This window comes from Cloacibacillus sp., assembly GCA_036655895.1.
Taxonomy (GTDB): Bacteria; Synergistota; Synergistia; order Synergistales; family Synergistaceae; genus JAVVPF01.
In genome coordinates this window covers 46,445-63,543 of the sequence record JAVVPF010000017.1, presented here as the reverse complement: position 1 = coordinate 63,543, position 17,099 = coordinate 46,445, and the positions used below count along the sequence as shown (strand labels likewise).

Here is a 17,099-nt window from a genome sequence, read left to right as displayed (position 1 = left end):
GGCCGCCGACTGTCCTTATCGGCTTCATGATGGCCTCAAGGATGACTTTGAGGAATCCGCAGATGTTCATCGTGGACCCGAAGGTGAACGCGCAGAGGATGAGGGAGATCGTCCAGTTCATCGACTGGAGGCCGCCGCGCTCCATGAGCGTCACGATGTCTTTGGCGGCTTCAAGCACCACTTTCGCATCCATTGTAATGCCGTTCTTCGTAAGGATGGCTGCAAGAGCGGCCTGGTCCTCCGCTGTGTTTGCGATGTCCGCCGTTACCGTAGGCACGTATCCGTTCTGCATGATGTTCAGGATGTCGCCGAAGGTGTGTCCCTGTACAAAGGCAAATCCAACGGCGATGCCTATGCCTATCCAAAGTGACGGAAGGGCGGGCTTACGCATTGCCGAGAGGCCGATGACAGCGATAGGTGCGATAAGGGAAATGGGGCTGATCCAGAATTCTTTTGCGAGCAGAAGCTGAAGCGCTTCGATCTTTGTATAGTCGAGCGTGCCGCTTGAATATCTGAATCCTATGAAGAGCGTGATGGCCACTACTATGACGTAGGTCGGGCCGGTCGTCCAGCACATGGCGCGTATATGCTGGAAGAGCGAGGTGCCGGAGACTGCCGGGGCCAAGTTCGTAGTGTCAGAAAGAGGCGACATCTTGTCTCCGAAGTAGGCTCCGGAGATTATTATGCCGACGGTGAGAGGCGCCGGGACTCCAAGGCCTATAGCTATGCCAAGAAGCGCGATGCCGACGGTGCCGGAGGTGCCCCACGAGGTACCCGTGGCGAGAGATACGACCGAGCAGATTATAAGTGTAGCAAAGAGGAAGATCGAAGGCGAGATGATGGAGAGTCCGTAGTAGATCATGCTGGGGACGACTCCGCTGCTTATCCAAGTGCCGACGAGCGGGCCTACCGTGTAGAGGATGAGGCATGCCTGCATACCGACCATGATACCGTCGATTATCCCTGTTTCAATCGCTTCATATTTAAAGCCTAAATAAAATACGCCTACTGCGCCTGCAAGTATAGCTCCTAAAATAAGCACGATGTGGATGTCTGTGCCGTACTTCAAAACGGCCGCCATTATCATTCCGGCAACGGCAAGCAGTATAAGAAGTGAAACCAGCAGCGACGGAATTTTTGGTTCTTTTTCCTGGATGTTCTTTTTCTCCTGTTCCATTAACGACCAACTCTCCTTTCAAAATTTAGAAGATTTGCGGAACTTAAAAAAGCGATAACAATGGCTCTTATTGCACCTCCTTCTTTTGGTAAACTATGTAATTTTTCGATATTTATTTTTTATTTAAAAGTTTTGCAGCAACAAACTTACTGTAATTTATAGTCTTAATTTAAGGATGACGGCTCTGTAGTTTTACTTAGAATAGTATTATTGGAACATGAAATTTATCAATAATTTATTTTAAAAATACCAGTTGATGCTTGAGGCATTTCACGCTAGAATAGTCACCGTATGCGGGGATCTTGTCCCCGTATCAAAATATGAGAGCTAAAAACCTTAAGGAGGACTTCTTACAATGGCTAAAGCAACAGTTGATCAGGATGTATGCGTAGGCTGCGAGGCCTGCGTCGGCGTGTGCCCGGTATCCGCTATCTCAATGCAGGACGGCAAAGCCCACGTTGACCCAGACCCGTGCGTGGAATGCGGCTCATGCGTCTCCACCTGCCCGGTATCCGCTATTTCTATGTAGTTTTTCCTTAATAGGACAATAAGCGGGCTTTTCCCCTCAAAGGAAAGGCCCGCTTATTTATTTCTTGCGCCCGGCGCGTTTTATTTTTAATTATTATTTCTGCTGCTGGCCGTAGCGTCTTGCCATGTCCTCAGCCTCGTCTTTTGCTTCGGCCTCTGTGAGTGCGACGGCCCCTCCGGCCCCCGCCGTCAAAAAATATACTTTTGCAAAAAGTTCAAGCATAAAACAGCGGCTCTCAGCCTCTTTCAGCGTGGCTCCCACGCAGACCGCCCCGTGGTTCGCAAGAAGCACGGCAAAACCGCGTCCCAGCGCCGAAAGTGCGTTTTCCGCAAGCTCCGGCGTGCCGATAGGCGCGTATGCTGCGCAGGGCACAGCCCCGCCAAAAAGCACCGCTTGATTGTCAAGCAGCGCGGGAAGCGCACGCCTAAGCGCGGAGGCGGCCGAAGCACAGACGGAATGGGTGTGCACGACGGCCAACACGTCGCGTCGCGCGCGATAGATGGCGCGGTGCAGCCCGTTTTCCACAGAGGGCGCTCTTCTGCCTTCAAGCACTCTGCCGTCGAGCGCAAGCTTTGGCAGGTCTTCCGGCGTCAGCGTGTTGTACTCCATGCCGCTTGGCGTGATGATAAGCCCCTCTTCGCAGCGCAGGCTGAAATTTCCGCCGGTTCCCTGCACGAGTCCGGCGGCCAGCATTTCGCGGGCGCTCTGGATGAGCGCGTTTCTCATTTGACGATCAGTCATAATCTACCCCCGAGAGTTTAAAGGCTAACGGCAGCATGAAAAAGTTCAGCGCCGCCATAGAGATGAAGATGAACAAGATGGAGGCTCCCGCGCCTATCATGACGGCGCAGAGCAAAGCGGCCACCACCATATAGAATGAGTTGAAGATGTTGAGCGACGCTATTACGCGCGCCATGTGCGTGGGCGGCGTGAGCCGCTGCATTATGGCGTACATAGGAACGCTGAATATGCCACCCGCCACCGCAAGCAGCAGCATTGATAGGATTATCGGAACGGAGCCTGGCGAGCCTATAAAGACGGCAAGCGAACCCAGTTGTTGGCCGGGGAAGAGGTCGCGGCTGAAGTAGCAGAGCAGCGCTGTGAAGAGGCTGATGCAGACGAGGCTCGCCGGCAGGTATTTTCCCGAGACGCGGCCTTTCAGCAGTTTGTTGCAGCAGGTGGCGCCAAGCCCCACGCCTATTGAAAATATGACTAGAAACAATGTCGATACCTGCTCATCTCCGCCTATGACGTCCTTTGCGTACGACGGAAACTGCGCCAGGTAGACGGAGCCGATGAACCAGAACCAGCTTATCCCGAGTATCGCGGTAAAGACGCGTTTGTTTGCGACGGGATAGGCGAGCATCTGCCACGTAGAACGAAAGAGATTGCGGTCTATCTTAAGACCGGGCGCAGCTGCGGGTGAGTTGGGGATGAAGCGGGAGGCGGCGTATCCTGCGATAGCCACGCCGATTATGCCTATTGCGATGTAGTGCCTTCCTGACGCGGAGAGTATGAGCAGCCCTCCGCAGAGCGTGCCAGTCAGTATCGCCACGTTCGTTCCGGCGTTTACAAGGCCGTTGCCTGCGATAAGTTCGTCGTCGGTCAAAAGCTGCGGCAGTATGCTGTATTTGAGCGGGCCGAAGAAGGTGGACTGAGTGCCCATGCAGAAGAGCAGAAAGACGAGCCACCAAAGCTGCATCATCTCAAAGGCCGCCGCCGTCAGACACATGAGGATTATCTCAACAAATTTTATTATGCGGATAAGAAAGCTTTTTTCATACTTGTCGCATATCTGCCCCGCGAGCGACGAAAACAGAAAAAAGGGCAAAATAAAAAGCCCCGCTACTACTGTTATGAGCATCGGGGCGTTGACATTATAGACTGCTGCGAGCCGAAAAGTTATCAGCGTTACAAGCGCGCTTTTAAAAAGGTTGTCGTTGAAGGCTCCGAGAAACTGCGTCAGGAAGAACGGCAGGAAGCGGCGCTCCGTAAATAGTGCGAACTGTGTTTTTATGATCTCTTCCCCCCGCTACTTGGACTTCAACTCGTCAATGGACATGCTGCGCGTATGCTCCGTCTTGACCCAGTTGCCCTGATCTTTCGCGAGGAAGGCGGCTTTGAAGAGTATCGGTATCCATGTGAGCCCGAACCAGAAATACGCGAAGGTATCCTTCACATATCTGAGGGTGAATTTCTTTTCGTGCATCGACGGCCCCGCTATGGCGCAGATGAGGCAGAAGGCGATGATGGAGAAGATGGGCAGCCCGAAGAAGAGCGACCATTCCATCATCGACTGCGGGATGTCGGACGACGGATAGAGCACCATGTTGTTTATAAGAGTAAAGGCCATACCGGCGAGCATTATGATGATGCCGAGGCAGGATTTCGCCGGGGCGAGCAGGTAGAGGAAGAGGTCGAGATACTGGAGGCGGCGCGTGACGAAGAAGGCTTTCAGCGCGTCCCAGCCGTAGTTCCAGAAGACCCAGTAATGGCCCTGCATCCAGCGCGTGCGCTGACGTTTTGAGATGGCCATGTCCTGCGGCTTTTCGTCGTAGATGACGGCCGCGTCGTTCCAGTGGACGCGGCTGCCGGAGAGGATGAGGCGCGTCGACATCTCAAGATCCTCCGTGAGGCTCTGAAGGTTCCAGCCGATGCGTTCAAGCGTCGCGGTGCGGATGACGAGGCCGGTTCCGCCCAGCGTGCAGGAAAGCCCCCAAAGGCCGCGTGCAAGCTGCCAGAATCTGTTGGTGAACCAGTAGGCGAGCGCGTAGGAACGCGTCAGCCAGTTGTCGTCGGGGTTCTTTACGTCAAGCACTCCCTGGATGGCCTCGGCCTCCGGGTGCAGCTCCATGTAGTTGTTCATCGCCATCAGGAAGTTTTTGTCGGCCAGATTGTCCGCGTCAAACATCGCAAGAGCGTCGTATTCGTCAAAGGGGATCTTGGTCAGCGCCCAGCGGACGTTCCATGTCTTGCCGTTGTGTTCTTTGTCGAAGCGTTCAAGCGCAACCGCGCCGTGACGCGAAGCAAGCTCCGCCGTATTGTCAGAGCAGTTGTCGCAAGAGGCGTAGACTTTATAGCAGTTCTTCGGATAATTTTGATTTGCCAAACTGTCAAGAAGCGGAGTTATAACCATAGCCTCGTTGTGAGCGGGCACGAGCACGCAAAAGCGTCTGTAGCGCTTTGCCTGAGGCAGCTTTTGCTGGCTCCAGAAGCCGCGGAGGCTCACCGCAATCTGATAGAGGCCGTCGCACATGAGACCGGCCAGAAGCGTGTAGAGGATAAACTGGATTATCCACCATCCCCACCAAATCACCCAGTAAAACAATTCCGTCTTGTCCATAATAAAGCCACTCCCGTTCTAATTTCATAGGCCTATCTATCTTACATCCGATAGCCTGTTATTACAATGCCAAATGCCGCCGCCTCATCTTGTGATTTTTAATATTTTTTCAATTAGATTGTGTTCCAGAATGAGGTCGCTGTATTTAAGACGCAGCGCGGCCTCTTGCGTTTCTTTTTCAAATTCTCCGTCGTCCCGGCGCTCGCCGGTTTTGAGGTTTGAGGCGCGCCCGATTCCAGGCTCAACGAAGGTGTCGCCGTCTATGTAGCTGCCGTTCCTAAAGACGACGGGCGATTTTTTGCCGGACGATAGCAGGTCGTTCCCAAAAACAGTTTTTATTTTAAGCCCCATGAGTCCCGCGGCGGTTGGAAGGATGTCCATGTGTCCCGCGTTTTCATATAAGACCTTCGGGGATTTCGCGTACTCCGGCACGCGGAACATCAGCGTGACGCGGCGCGTCGCCTTCCAATCGGCCGCATCTTCCAGGCTTTTGCCAAGCAGCCGCTCCATGTCCTCTCTGTAGGCTATGGGGACGGCCGGATGGTCGCCGTAGACTACGATGAGGCTTTTGTCTAAAAGGCCGCGCTCTCTCATGCCGTCGATGAAGAGGCCGAATTGTTTGTCAAAATAATTTACGGAGAGCAGATAATTTCCTATGAGCGTATTTTGCAGCTCAGGTGGCAGGGGCAGAGAGTCCTTCGGTATGCCTTCAAAATCGAACGGATGATGGCTCGTCAGCGTCACGATGAAGCCGTAGAAGGGGCCGTCCATCTCCCCAAAGAGCGAAAGGACGCGCGTGAAGATGGCGCGGTCGCTTAAGCCGAGGCCGATCGCCTCGTCGTCGGGGTAGGTGCTCTGGCTGTACTGCTTGTGGAACCAGAGCTTCGGGTGCATACGGTGGCAGTTCCAGAACGCGCTCTTCGTCCCCTGCACTACGACGGCGCGCGCGCCGCGCTGCTGGCGCATAACGCGCGCAAGAGAGTTGTAGTCGTCGTTGGCGTATAAGGTGTAGGCCGCTCCAAAGGGCGCGGGAAAGAGCCCCGTGTTTGCCATGAACTCCGCGTCGGAGCTGTTGCCGCCAGCCGCCTGGCTCCACGCGTTCGGGTAGTAGAGGCACTCGTTTTTGAATTTATTGAGGTTCGGCGTCACGGGGACGCCGTTTATCGCAAGGTCTGTCACAAAATACTGGAGCGACTCGCACTGCACGAGCACGAGGTTGACCGCCTTCGTGCGCGCGTGCGGCGCGGGGACCGATGCGGCAAACCAACGCGCTATCTCCTCCGTCTGAGCCGCGGGGACACCGCGCGGCGCGAGCGTCTTGTGCGCGAGGCTGATCGCGTCCCACCAGTGGAAGGTGCCGGAGCTTATCCACGCGCAGACGGAAAGCCTGTCGTACATGGCGTTTATTATGTTCGGACGGCTCGTCTTCAAATGCCACAAAGCCGCGCCCTGCACAAGAAGGGAGGCGGCAAAGAGCAAAACAAGCACAGCCCTCCCCCTACGTGCCTTCGCCGCAAAGTCAAAGCGCACGCGCCCAGTGCGCAGCAGCCAGAGGGCTATCGGAAGGTCGGCGAAGACCAAAAAATCCCACGGTTTGAGCAGCGCCCATATTGATTTTACGATCAGCCCCGTCTGCGAGACGAGCGTCAGGTCGTGAAAGATGAAAATATCCGCGTAGTATCTTATAAAGAGCCTGTCTGTCCCGACAAGGACGGAAAGCAGAAAATCAAGCGCAAGCGCAGCACCTACTTTAAACCTGCCGGGCAAAAAGGCCGCCGGTATAAAAAGGCAGAGGACGGCGGCAAGCGAAGGAGGGGCGACAGCCGCCGCGCGCACTACGTGCCGCAGCGGGCCAAGCGCCTCTTCCACTCCAAAGACCGGCCAGTTGAGCACTCCCGCCGCCGCGAAATCGACTGAGAAAAATTTTAGCCAGACTAAAAACGCGGCTATTATCGGAAGCCAGAAACCGGGAATTACGATCGCCGTTTGTCTCTTGTCCTGCCTCATCGCAAAACTCACCCTTTTAGAAAATTACCGGCATCAGGTCGTATTCAAGTATCTTGTCGCTTACGTCAAGCATCTCCGCCGCGTTTTTCGTGGTCCTGTCATACTTGCCGTAATCAAGAGGCGCGCCAGTGCGCAGGTCGACAGCGCTTTTTTTCGCCGGCTGAACGAAGACGCCGCCTGTCACGTATGAGCCGTTTCTGAATATGACGGGCGCGTCTGTGTTTTCCATGTCAAAATAATCTCCGCCGAGCCCGGATTTAAAGTCTGCTCCAAGCAGCGCGCAGAGCGTGCGCGGCAGCCCCGCCAGGCCGAGCGCCGTTTTTTTGTTGTACTTGAGGCGCTTTACCCCGGGCACGTTTATTATTATCGGGACGCTTGAAACGCGCCGCCAGTTGTGATCCCGCGTAAGGTCTACGACAAGCAGCTTTGAGAGGTTAGGCGAGTCCCATTTCGGGATGGCGTTGTGGTCGCCGTAGACGACGATGACGCTTGTATCGTAAAGCCCGTCTTTTTTCAGCCCTTCGATGAAGGCGCCGAACTGAGTGTCAAAATAATGGATGGCGGCGAGGTAGTCGCCTACGACGCTTCCTTTGAGCGGCCCCGCGTCAAAGCCGGACTGTTCGACGAGGCCGGGAAAGTTGAACGGATAGTGGCTCGAGAGCGTCACCAAGAAGGCGTAGAAGGGCTTTTTTTCAGCTTTCATCATCGGCAGCGCCTGCCGGAAGAAGCTCTTGTCGCTTAGCCCCATGCCTATTCCTTCGTCATAGACGAAGTCCTTGCGGCTGACGAAGCGCTCGAAGCCGAGCGCCGGGTACATGTGGCCGCGGTTCCAGAAGCCGGCGCGGTCGCCGTGCAGCCCGAAGGTGGAATAGCCGCTGTCGCGCAGCGTCTGCGGCATCGCGCGGTAGCTGTTGCCGGCGAAGCGCGTGTAGGCGACGCCTGCGGCGGACGGATAGAGGCCTGTGTTTGCTATAAATTCCGCGTCGGAGCTGTTGCCGGCCGCCGTCTGGTTGTAAATGTTCGAGGCAAGCGACGCCTCCCTGAAAAAGGCGTTGAGGTGCGGCGTCACATATTTGCCGTCGTATTTGAGCCCTATGACGAAGCTTTGCAGAGACTCCACCTGTATGACGATGAGATTTTTTCCCTTCGCCGCGCCGAACACTCCCTCCGGCAGCTTTTCTTTCGCGTTCTTCGCGCCGAAGGCGGCCTTAACGGCCTCCACCTCCAACGGCGAGAGCTTCTTGCGAGACGCGGCGTCGAAGAGGCTGTTTTTTGTATCGACGAGATGGTAGGTAAGAGCGCCTACGTTGTTGCAGACGGCGGGCCTGTCCCACATCGCGCGCAGCACGCCAGGCACCTTTGCGTTGTAGCTGTATATACGGTATGAAAAGAGAGCAAGCGCGGCGCAGAAGAAAACAAGCGTGACGCGGAGCCTGCGGCGCGTTATCCTGCGAAAGAAGGGGCGTACAGAGGCTTTTTTGAAGAAGAGCATATAGCCCGCAAGCACGGGGACGTCCGCAAAGTAAAGCAGATCCTTCACGGAAAAGAGCGCGAAGACCGATTCGGATATCTCCCCCACCTGCGCGGAGAGGCCTATATTATGGAACGAAAACAGGTCCGAATAATAGCGGATATGGAGCAGGTCGGTCACGACGAGCGCCGTCACAGCAAGGTCGAAAAGAATCGCCAGCGCAAAGCGCCCCCTGCGCCAGAAGAGCGATACCGGCAGCGCAAAGAGCAGGATTATGGCAAAAGAGGCCGCCATCGACAGCGGCATCCGCGTGACGGCGCCCGAGACCTCGTACTCGAGGAAGTAAAATTTAAAGAAGAGCGCGCATACGAGGAGGGCGAAAAAGACCAGCTCCCTGTAGTCGCGGCGCGCGCGCGTATATGCTCCTCGTGAGTTCATTACATGTTCCATTTTGACGCCCTTTCTCATTTTTATATCTGTTTATATTATATTTTATATCCTGCCGTATATCTTGTTTAGCTCTTTCAGCACGCCGACAAAGTCGCAGCCGGGTTCCGCTATGTTTTTCATCTGCTGCGGCGTCAGGCGCCACTGCCAGCTCCCAGATGCCTGCGACGGGACGTTCATCCGGCACGAGCCGTCAAGCCCAAGGATGTCCTGCACAGGCACGACGGCCAGCTCCGCCGCGGAGGAAAGAGCCATGCGCGTCATGACGGCCGCCGCATTCTCGCGCGTCACCTCGCGTCCGCTGTAGAGGCTGAAATTTATCCTCTCACGCACCGAGGAACCCGCGCGCCACCAGCCAACCGCTGTGTCGTTGTCATGCGTGCCGGTGTAGACGACGGAGGCCGGCTCCGTGTTGTGCGGAAGATACGGGTTGTCCACCTCTCCGCCGAAGGCGAACATAAGCACCTTCATGCCGGGCAGGCCAAGCTCGCGCATCAGATCGCGCACGTCGTCCGTAATTATGCCAAGGTCTTCCGCAATAAACGGCAGAGGCCCGCGCCCAGCCCAGTCAATCTTGTAAAAGGCGCGCAGCATCTCTTTGCCTTGCGCCTGCCTCCACTCTCCGTTTACCGCCGTAGGCTCTGAGGCCGGTATCGCCCAGAAGGCGCAGAGTCCTCTGAAATGGTCTATGCGAAGCAGCCCGAAATATTTAAGAGTATGGGCGATGCGCGCGCGCCACCACGCAAAATCGTCGGCGCGCATACGCTCCCAGTTATAAAGAGGGTTGCCCCACCTCTGCCCAGTTGGGCTGAAATAGTCGGGCGGCACGCCGGCCACGCCGCGCGGAAAGCCCTGCTCGTCAAGGTCGAAAAGCTCGCGCGAAGCCCATACGTCCGCGCTGTCCCAGGCGATATATATGGGAAGGTCGCCCATAAGCGTGACGCCGCATTCCGCGCAGCGCAAAGAGAGCGCGCGAAGCTGGCGGTAAAAGACAAACTGGCAGAATCGGATGAAATCTACGCCCTCTTTTTCTTCGCAAAGAAGCAAATCAAGCGCAGATTCATCATGCGCGGCATACGGCGCGGGCCACGCGGCCCACGGCGCGCCGTCGAATTTTTCCTTAAGCAGCGTAAAGAGCGCATAATCGCGAAGCCAAGAATCTTCTTCGGCGCAAAAGGCCTCATATTCGCCGCGAACGTCTGCAAATTTTTCCGGCTCCGCGCAAAAACGCCTCCACGCAAGAGCAAGCAGCGATTTTTTGCAGCTGTGCGCCGAAGCAAAATCGGCGCGGCCCAACGATGGCGCAAACCACGCGGCAAGCTCCTCCTGCGTCACAAACCCCTCCTGGGCAAGCGCATCCGGGCTTACAAGAAGCAGGTTGCCCGCGAAGGCGGACGGCGCGCAGTAAGGCGAGTTGCCGAAAATTTCAGCGGTCGGCGTGAGCGGCAGCATCTGCCACACGGAAAAACCAAGCCGGCTCATGTGCCCGGCAAAGTCAACGGCCACCGGCCCCATGTCTCCCACGGAATAGGCGCCCGGCAGCGAGGTTATGTGGATCAAAAGGCCGCTTTGTCGTCTGCGCGGCATCAGTCGCCGGTCTTCCAGTCAACCAGTTTTCCGGGATTCAAAATATTCCTCGGGTCAAAGGCGAGCTTCACGCGCTTTATCAGTTCAAGCTGCGCCTCGTCTATAAAATATTTCATGTAATCCTTGCGCTTGAATCCTATGCCGTGCTCGCCGGATAGCGTGCCTCCAAGCCTCTTTATTTTTTTGTAGATATCCTCCTGCGCCGCGTGGAGCCGGTCGTGCCAGTTCGGGCAGTCGGGCGAGATTATCGTGCAGTGCATGTTTCCGTCGCCCGCGTGGCCGTAGGCTATCCACTCCAGACCGTCGGCCTCCGCCGTCTCGCGCACCATTTCAAGCAGCTTCGGCACAAGCGCGGTGGGAACTACGAGGTCCTCCTTCGTGTATCGGCTGTAGAAAAAAGAGACCGCCTCGGGGACGCTCTTGCGCGCCTGCCAGATGCGCTCTTTCGTGCTGCGCGTATCCGCCACGTAGACCTCGTAGGCGCCGTGGCGCTGCGAAAGTTTGCCTATCTCTTCAAACTGGGCCTCGAGCCTCGCCGCGTCGTTTTCTTCAAGCTGGATGATAAGCGCAGCACCCGCCTCTCCAGCTGGAACGGGAGAACCCAGATACCGCTGCGCGAGGTCCAGCGCCTTTTTATCAAGAAACTCTATCGAGGCGGGGATCAGCCCGCCTTCGGTGATTATCTTTGGGACGAAATCTATCGCGCTCTGCGGGTCGTCAAAGGCGGCGAGCAAGTCCACAGAAAAGCGCGGCAGAGGCAGCAGCTTCAGCACCGCCTTCGTGATGACGCCAAGCACGCCCTCAGAGCCGGCCATAAGATGCACGAAGTCAAGCCCCGTTACGTCCTTGCGGCGTTTGCCGCCAAACCATGTGACGGAGCCGTCCGGCAGCACCACCTCCAGCGCCAGCACCTGAGCGCCGGTCGCGCCGTACTTTATCACCTTGTTGCCGCCGGCGTTTTCCGCGATATTGCCGCCGATGTACGAGGCGTCCCCGCTGCACGGGTCGCCCGCGTAAAGCAGCCCGTGCTGCGCCGCCATGCGGCTAATCTCCGAAGTGACGACGCCAGGTTCGGTGGTCAGAGTCAGGTTTTCTTCGTCAAGCTCCAGGATGTTGTTCATCTTCTCAAAGCTCATTACGATGCCTCCGCAGACCGGCATAGCGCCTCCGGAAAGCCCTGTGCCGGCGCCGCGCGGCGTAACCGGTATGCGACGTTCCCACGCTATCTTCATGACCGCCGAAACGTGCTCCGTGCTCTCTGGGAATACCAGCAGCTCCGCGCAATATTCTCTGTCATAGGCGCTCTGCGGCACCTCGTCGCGCGAATAGGTTTTTACCTTTTCCTCGTCGCGGCAGACGTTGCAGGCCCCGATTTTTTTCTCTATCTCATCTATAGCTTCATTGGTTATCTTATTATACGAAAAGAGTGCGTCCATTATCCTACCTCCGATACCATTATCAGGATATAATATCATAAATAAGAGCGGAGGCGATTATCAATGAACAGCGACATTATTTACGGGCCTACGCTGGCCACCGAAAACGATATATACCTCTTCCGTGAGGGAACTCACAGGCGGGTCTACGATTTCCTAGGCGCGCATCCGCATAGCCACGAGGGCCGTGAGGGCGTTCATTTCGCCGTATGGGCGCCCGCGGCGGGCGCGGTAAGCGTCATAGGCGACTTCAACGGCTGGGACGCAGGGCGCGCGCCGCTTGCGCCGCGATGGGACTCCTCCGGCGTATGGGAGGGCTTCGTGCCCGGCGCAAAAACCGGCGAAAAATATAAATACAGCATCACTGCGGCAAACGGAGAACGTTTTAACAAGAGCGACCCTATGGCCTTTTTCTGCGAAACGCCTCCCGACACCGCCTCCGTCGTGGCGGCGCCTATGCACGCGTGGCGCGACGAGGAGTGGATGGCGGCCCGCGCGCAAAAGAGCGACTGCTCTGCGCCTCAGTCCGTCTACGAGATGCACGCCGGTTCCTGGCGGCGCGCGGAGGGCGGCCGCTTTCTCACATGGCGCGAGCTTGCGCAAACGCTGCCGCAGTATCTTACGGAAAACGGCTTCACTCATGTGGAGCTGATGCCGATAATGGAACACCCCTTCTACGGCTCGTGGGGATACCAGACGACCGGATATTTCGCCCCCACCTCGCGCTACGGCGCGCCGGAAGATTTCATGGAGCTAGTCGACGCGCTTCACGAAGCGCAGATAGCCGTCATACTCGACTGGGTGCCATCGCATTTTCCGACCGACGCCTTCGGCCTTTCAAAGTTTGACGGCACCGCGCTATACGAGCATCAGGACCCGCGTCAGGGCTTCCACCCGGACTGGAAGAGCGCCATCTTCAACTACGGGCGCGGCGAGGTGCGCAGCTTTCTGATCTCCTCCGCGCACATGTGGGCCGAACGATACCACGCAGACGGCCTTCGCGTAGACGCGGTAGCCTCTATGCTCTACCTTGACTACTCGCGGCGCAGCGGCGAATGGATACCGAACAAATACGGCGGCAAAGAAAACCTTGAGGCGATAGATTTCCTAAAGGAGCTCAACTGCGCGCTCTACGAAGATTTTCCCGGCATACAGATGACGGCGGAGGAATCCACCTCGTGGCCTATGGTGACGAAACCAGTATGGCTCGGCGGCCTGGGCTTCGGTTATAAATGGAACATGGGCTGGATGAACGACTTCATCTCATACATGTCAAAGGACCCGATATACAGAAAATATTATCACGACCGTCTCACCTTCGGCATGTGGTACGCCTACGCCGAAAACTTCGTGCTGCCCTTCTCGCATGACGAGGTTGTCTACGGCAAATGCTCGCTGCTTGAAAAAATGCCGGGAGACGCATGGCAGAAGGCGGCGAACCTGCGGCTTTTGTTCGGATGGATGTTCGCGCACCCCGGCAAGAAGCTGCTCTTTATGGGCGGCGAGTTCGGTCAGAGCCGCGAATGGAACCACGACCAGAGCCTTGACTGGCATGAGCTCGCAGACCCGCTCCACGCTGGCGCCGCAAAGTGGCTGGCCGACCTGAACAACTTCTACAAAAGCCGCCCTGAGCTATGGGAGCTTGACACAAGTCAGGAGGGCTTTCAATGGATAGACTGCGCCGATAAAGACGCCGGCATAGTCTCCTTCATAAGGCGCGACAAGGCGGGCAACGAACTTGTCGCCGCCGTGAACTTCACACCAGTGCCGCGTACCGGCTACCGCATGGGCTTCCCAAAACCCGGCCTCTGGAAAGAGGCGCTCAACAGCGATGCCTGTGTATACGGCGGTTCCGGCGTCGGCAACATGGGCGCGGTGACGGCGCAGGATATCCCGTTCCACAACAGGGACAGCTCCGCCGAAATAACCGTGCCGCCTCTTGCCTGCGTGATTTTTGTGAAATAAAAACTGTGAAAATAAAAAAGCTCGGGGCGAAGGCCCCGAGCTTTTTGTTTGTAAGGAGTGTTTTATTGTTGGTATTAGCCGAATATTTTCTTTGCGGCTGTGCGGGAGATCTCGATGCCCTTCTGGATGTCCTCAAGAGGAACGTTGAGGGCGGGACGGAAGCGGACTGTGTTGCTGCCGCAGCCGAGGATGAGCATGTTTTCTTTGTGGCATTCGCCGAGGAACTTGTTGCGGAGCTCCGGCGTGCAGATGTCGTATGCGCACATAAGACCCTTGCCGCGGACGTTGCGGATGTATCCGGGGAATTCTGACTCCAGCTCTTTGAGGCCGGCGTAGAGCGCGGGGCCTGCAACGTTGCTGACGTAGTCAAGGACTTTTTCGTCGCGGTAGATCTCAAGGTATCTCTGCGCGCGGACCATGTCCACGAGCGTGCCGCCCCATGTTGAGTTGATGCGGCTGGAGACCTTGAAGCAGTTGTTTTCGACTTCGTCGACGCGCGGGCCGGCTACGAGTCCGCATATCTGCGCCTTCTTACCGAAGGAGAAGAGGTCAGGCTTTACAGGTGCGTGATGTTCCCAGGCCCACATCTTGCCCGTGATGCCCATGCCGCACTGGACTTCGTCGAAAATAAGGAGCATTTCGTTTTCGTCGCAGATGTCGCGGAGCTGCTGCATGAACTCTGTGCGGAAGTGGTTGTCGCCGCCTTCGCCCTGGATGGTCTCGAGGATTATCGCCGCGTGTCCGTCAGGATCGTTCATGAGGGCTTCTTTTATCTGCTTGACAGCCTGCGCTTCAAGCCATTCCACCTGTCCGAGGTTCTCTTCGAGCGGGAATGTGACCTTCGGGTTGAGGATGCGCGGCCACTCTGTGAACTTGGCGTAGCGCTGATGTTTGTTGGGGTCGTTGGTGTTGGTGACGGAGAGCGTGTAGCCTGAACGGCCGTGGAACGCCTCGTTGAAGTGCATAATTTTTGTGCCCTTGCGTCCGTTGTAGGCTTCGCCGGGGGTCACTTTGCCCTTCTGCATCAGCTTCTGGACTTTCCAGTCCATGGCTACCTTGAAAGTGTTCTCGACTGCGAGCGTACCGTAGTCGATGAAGAATACGTGGTTGAATCCCTCGGGGACTGCAACTTCGCCGAACGTCTTTACAAACTCGGCCATCTCCTGTGTGTAGATGTCGGAGTTGGCGACTTTATTGATCGCGGCGCGGAATATTTTTTCTTTAAATTCCGGGTTGTCAAGCTTGGGATGGTTCATACCAAACGGTGATGACGCGAAGAATGTGTAGAAGTCGAGCCATTTTGCACCACTGGCTGCATCAACTATGTGGCTTCCTTTTGACTGTTCCATGTCGATGACGATGTCGAAACCGTCACGAAGCAGAAGCTTTTCGATGGTTGGGAATACATCTTTCGGTGCTACTGAGCAATTTGATGGCATTTGAACAACCTCCTCAATTTTGTGAACCCCATAAAGGTTTTGGTTCAATTAAAAGTTCTTTACATATATAAGTTTAACCTTAGTACATAATAAAATCAAGATGCAATTTCAAGAATATAACGCTCAATTTAGTCTAATTTATCTAATATATCAGCTATAGGAGATTATATTTTCTGACAAAAGAGCAGCTTTACCCCAAATAACGGCTATAAGTACCGCGCAGCTGGCAAATTTAAGAATTTATTCAATATTTCAGGCAAATATAATTTACCTTGATTCATTCCTTGGCAAAAATTGGCGTAATAATTCCAACCATTTTGATCGGTCAGCAGCGAGGGCCAAAACGGAAAAAGACGACACTGTAGCGGCCGTACTTTGTAAATTTTGCACCTCGCTGAGTTTCGTTCAAGAAATATGCAGTCGTAGTTTTCAAGTTCAATAAGGCTGCATTTGCCTTCAAGCCTGACCATATATTTTTCCCTAAAGGCCATCGCGTCGATGCCGAGTTCCTTCGCTATGTTGGCTCTTTCCGCCGGCGTCGTCCAAACGACGCCGGGAGAGCCGCCGCAGCATCGCCCGCAGGCGGCGCATTCAAACCTGAGGCCGCTTTCGCTCCACCAGTAGTCCATTATCTGCTGTTTGCCTTGATGCCTCTTTTTGTAGCAAGATACACTGCGCCAGTTTCTTTGAGTTTGTCGAGCGATTCAAGCGCTATGCCTGTGCCAAGCGCCACGCATTCTCCCGCCGATTCGGCAACGAGCGCGTTTATCTCAGTCTCTTCCATGATGAGTTCGGCAAGGCCGCGCAGGTACGCGCCGCCGCCGGTGAGGATTATGCCGCGGTCCATTACGTCCGCGGAAAGTTCGGGCGGAGTTTTTTCAAGGACGCGCTTGATGCTCGCTATTATCTGGTTGACCGGCTCTTCAATCGCCTGCGCTACGTCTACGCTGTTTACGGTCACCTGACGCGGCAGCCCCTGTACGAGGTCGCGCCCGCGGATGTCCATTGTTTTATCGGGCGAGGCTTTGAGCGGGTCGCAGGCGCCTATCTGCTTTTTTACGTCCTCCGCCGTCTGCTCGCCGATGGCCAGGTTGTACTGCTTGCGCATGTAGCGGACGATAGCTTCGTCAAATTTATCTCCGCCCACGCGAAGCGACTCAAAGACTACGAGGCCTCCGAGCGAGACTATGGCGATGTCTGAGGTGCCGCCGCCTATATCGACCACCATGTTGCCTACGGCTTCGCCGACCGGCATGTTTGCGCCTATAGCGGCCGCCATCGGTTCTTCGATGAGGTAGGCCTCTTTCGCGCCGACTTCAAGCGCCGCTTCAAGCACCGCCCTGCGCTCGACGTCCGTGGCTCCGGCCGGGACGCCTATCATCAGACGGTGGCGCACGATGCGCTCCATGCCAGAGGTCACTTTTTTCAGGAACTCGCGCAGCATGACCTCGGTCATCGTGTAGTCCGCAATAACGCCGTCGCGCAGCGGACGAATGGCCACTACGTTTCCCGGCGTCTTACCTATCATTATTTTCGCGTCTTCGCCGACTGAAAGTATCTTGCCTGTGCTCTGGTCCATCGCGACGACTGACGGCTCACGCAGCACGACGCCCTTTCCCTTCACGAATACAAGTACGGTCGCTGTGCCAAGATCTATTCCAATATCTCTATTCCACATTTATAAATGCCTCCCTCTCT

General features: G+C 55.9%; 13 protein-coding genes. 2 read left to right on the top strand and 11 right to left on the bottom strand.

Annotated features, from left to right (window positions below):
• On the bottom strand, window positions 1-1,177 hold a 1,177-nt coding region (locus tag RRY12_07090; GenBank protein MEG2184427.1), incomplete at its 3' end, for a Na+/H+ antiporter NhaC family protein.
• A 355-nt stretch (window positions 1,178-1,532) separates the two neighbouring features.
• Between RRY12_07090 and RRY12_07085 the strand changes: the two genes are divergently transcribed.
• Window positions 1,533-1,706 (top strand): 4Fe-4S binding protein, encoded by a 174-nt coding sequence (locus RRY12_07085; GenBank protein MEG2184426.1) that lies wholly within the window; start codon window positions 1,533-1,535, stop codon window positions 1,704-1,706.
• Between the two features lie 93 nt (window positions 1,707-1,799).
• On the opposite strand, the gene RRY12_07080 is transcribed toward RRY12_07085, so the two are convergent.
• From RRY12_07080 to RRY12_07050, 7 genes are all read right to left on the bottom strand, one after another.
• Entirely contained in the window at window positions 1,800-2,447 is a 648-nt protein-coding gene (locus RRY12_07080) for a class II aldolase/adducin family protein (protein ID MEG2184425.1), read from the bottom strand.
• Window positions 2,440-3,672, bottom strand: a complete 1,233-nt coding sequence (locus tag RRY12_07075) for an MFS transporter (protein MEG2184424.1) — start codon at window positions 3,670-3,672, stop codon at window positions 2,440-2,442. Before RRY12_07075 ends, RRY12_07080 begins: the two co-directional genes overlap by 8 nt.
• Window positions 3,673-3,738: 66 nt before the next feature.
• Window positions 3,739-5,049, bottom strand: coding sequence for a glycosyltransferase family 2 protein (locus tag RRY12_07070; protein ID MEG2184423.1), 1,311 nt, complete (start codon window positions 5,047-5,049; stop codon window positions 3,739-3,741).
• Between the two features lie 84 nt (window positions 5,050-5,133).
• Window positions 5,134-7,056, bottom strand: coding sequence for an LTA synthase family protein (locus tag RRY12_07065; protein MEG2184422.1), 1,923 nt, complete (start codon window positions 7,054-7,056; stop codon window positions 5,134-5,136).
• Between the two features lie 16 nt (window positions 7,057-7,072).
• Window positions 7,073-8,977 (bottom strand): LTA synthase family protein, encoded by a 1,905-nt coding sequence (locus RRY12_07060; GenBank protein MEG2184421.1) that lies wholly within the window; start codon window positions 8,975-8,977, stop codon window positions 7,073-7,075.
• A 42-nt stretch (window positions 8,978-9,019) separates the two neighbouring features.
• The gene (malQ, locus tag RRY12_07055) at window positions 9,020-10,561 is read right to left on the bottom strand and encodes a 4-alpha-glucanotransferase (protein MEG2184420.1); all 1,542 of its coding nucleotides are present in this window, start codon (window positions 10,559-10,561) and stop codon (window positions 9,020-9,022) included.
• Entirely contained in the window at window positions 10,561-11,997 is a 1,437-nt protein-coding gene (locus tag RRY12_07050; protein MEG2184419.1) for an FAD-linked oxidase C-terminal domain-containing protein, read from the bottom strand. Before RRY12_07050 ends, malQ begins: the two co-directional genes overlap by 1 nt.
• A gap of 63 nt (window positions 11,998-12,060) precedes the next feature.
• Between RRY12_07050 and glgB the strand changes: the two genes are divergently transcribed.
• Window positions 12,061-13,962 (top strand): 1,4-alpha-glucan branching protein GlgB, encoded by a 1,902-nt coding sequence (gene glgB / locus RRY12_07045; protein MEG2184418.1) that lies wholly within the window; start codon window positions 12,061-12,063, stop codon window positions 13,960-13,962.
• 74 nt (window positions 13,963-14,036) lie between these two features.
• On the opposite strand, the gene lat is transcribed toward glgB, so the two are convergent.
• From lat to RRY12_07030, 3 genes are all read right to left on the bottom strand, one after another.
• Entirely contained in the window at window positions 14,037-15,401 is a 1,365-nt protein-coding gene (gene lat, locus RRY12_07040) for an L-lysine 6-transaminase (GenBank protein ID MEG2184417.1), read from the bottom strand.
• A gap of 206 nt (window positions 15,402-15,607) precedes the next feature.
• The gene (locus RRY12_07035) at window positions 15,608-16,030 is read right to left on the bottom strand and encodes a YkgJ family cysteine cluster protein (protein ID MEG2184416.1); all 423 of its coding nucleotides are present in this window, start codon (window positions 16,028-16,030) and stop codon (window positions 15,608-15,610) included.
• Window positions 16,030-17,079, bottom strand: a complete 1,050-nt coding sequence (locus RRY12_07030; GenBank protein ID MEG2184415.1) for a rod shape-determining protein — start codon at window positions 17,077-17,079, stop codon at window positions 16,030-16,032. The genes RRY12_07035 and RRY12_07030 overlap by 1 nt, the downstream gene beginning before the upstream one ends.
• Between the last annotated feature and the right edge of the window lie 20 nt (window positions 17,080-17,099).

Bases quoted from the DNA above. Each gene is read 5' to 3' on its own strand.
- RRY12_07085 (MEG2184426.1), top strand. From the start codon at position 1,533: ATGGCTAAAGCAACAGTTGATCAGGATGTATGCGTAGGCTGCGAGGCC.
- RRY12_07080 (MEG2184425.1), bottom strand. From the start codon at position 2,447: ATGACTGATCGTCAAATGAGAAACGCGCTCATCCAGAGCGCCCGCGAA.
- RRY12_07070 (MEG2184423.1), bottom strand. From the start codon at position 5,049: ATGGACAAGACGGAATTGTTTTACTGGGTGATTTGGTGGGGATGGTGG.
- RRY12_07065 (MEG2184422.1), bottom strand. From the start codon at position 7,056: ATGAGGCAGGACAAGAGACAAACGGCGATCGTAATTCCCGGTTTCTGG.
- RRY12_07060 (MEG2184421.1), bottom strand. From the start codon at position 8,977: ATGGAACATGTAATGAACTCACGAGGAGCATATACGCGCGCGCGCCGC.
- malQ (MEG2184420.1), bottom strand. From the start codon at position 10,561: ATGCCGCGCAGACGACAAAGCGGCCTTTTGATCCACATAACCTCGCTG.
- RRY12_07050 (MEG2184419.1), bottom strand. From the start codon at position 11,997: ATGGACGCACTCTTTTCGTATAATAAGATAACCAATGAAGCTATAGAT.
- glgB (MEG2184418.1), top strand. From the start codon at position 12,061: ATGAACAGCGACATTATTTACGGGCCTACGCTGGCCACCGAAAACGAT.
- lat (MEG2184417.1), bottom strand. From the start codon at position 15,401: ATGCCATCAAATTGCTCAGTAGCACCGAAAGATGTATTCCCAACCATC.
- RRY12_07035 (MEG2184416.1), bottom strand. From the start codon at position 16,030: ATGGACTACTGGTGGAGCGAAAGCGGCCTCAGGTTTGAATGCGCCGCC.
- RRY12_07030 (MEG2184415.1), bottom strand. From the start codon at position 17,079: ATGTGGAATAGAGATATTGGAATAGATCTTGGCACAGCGACCGTACTT.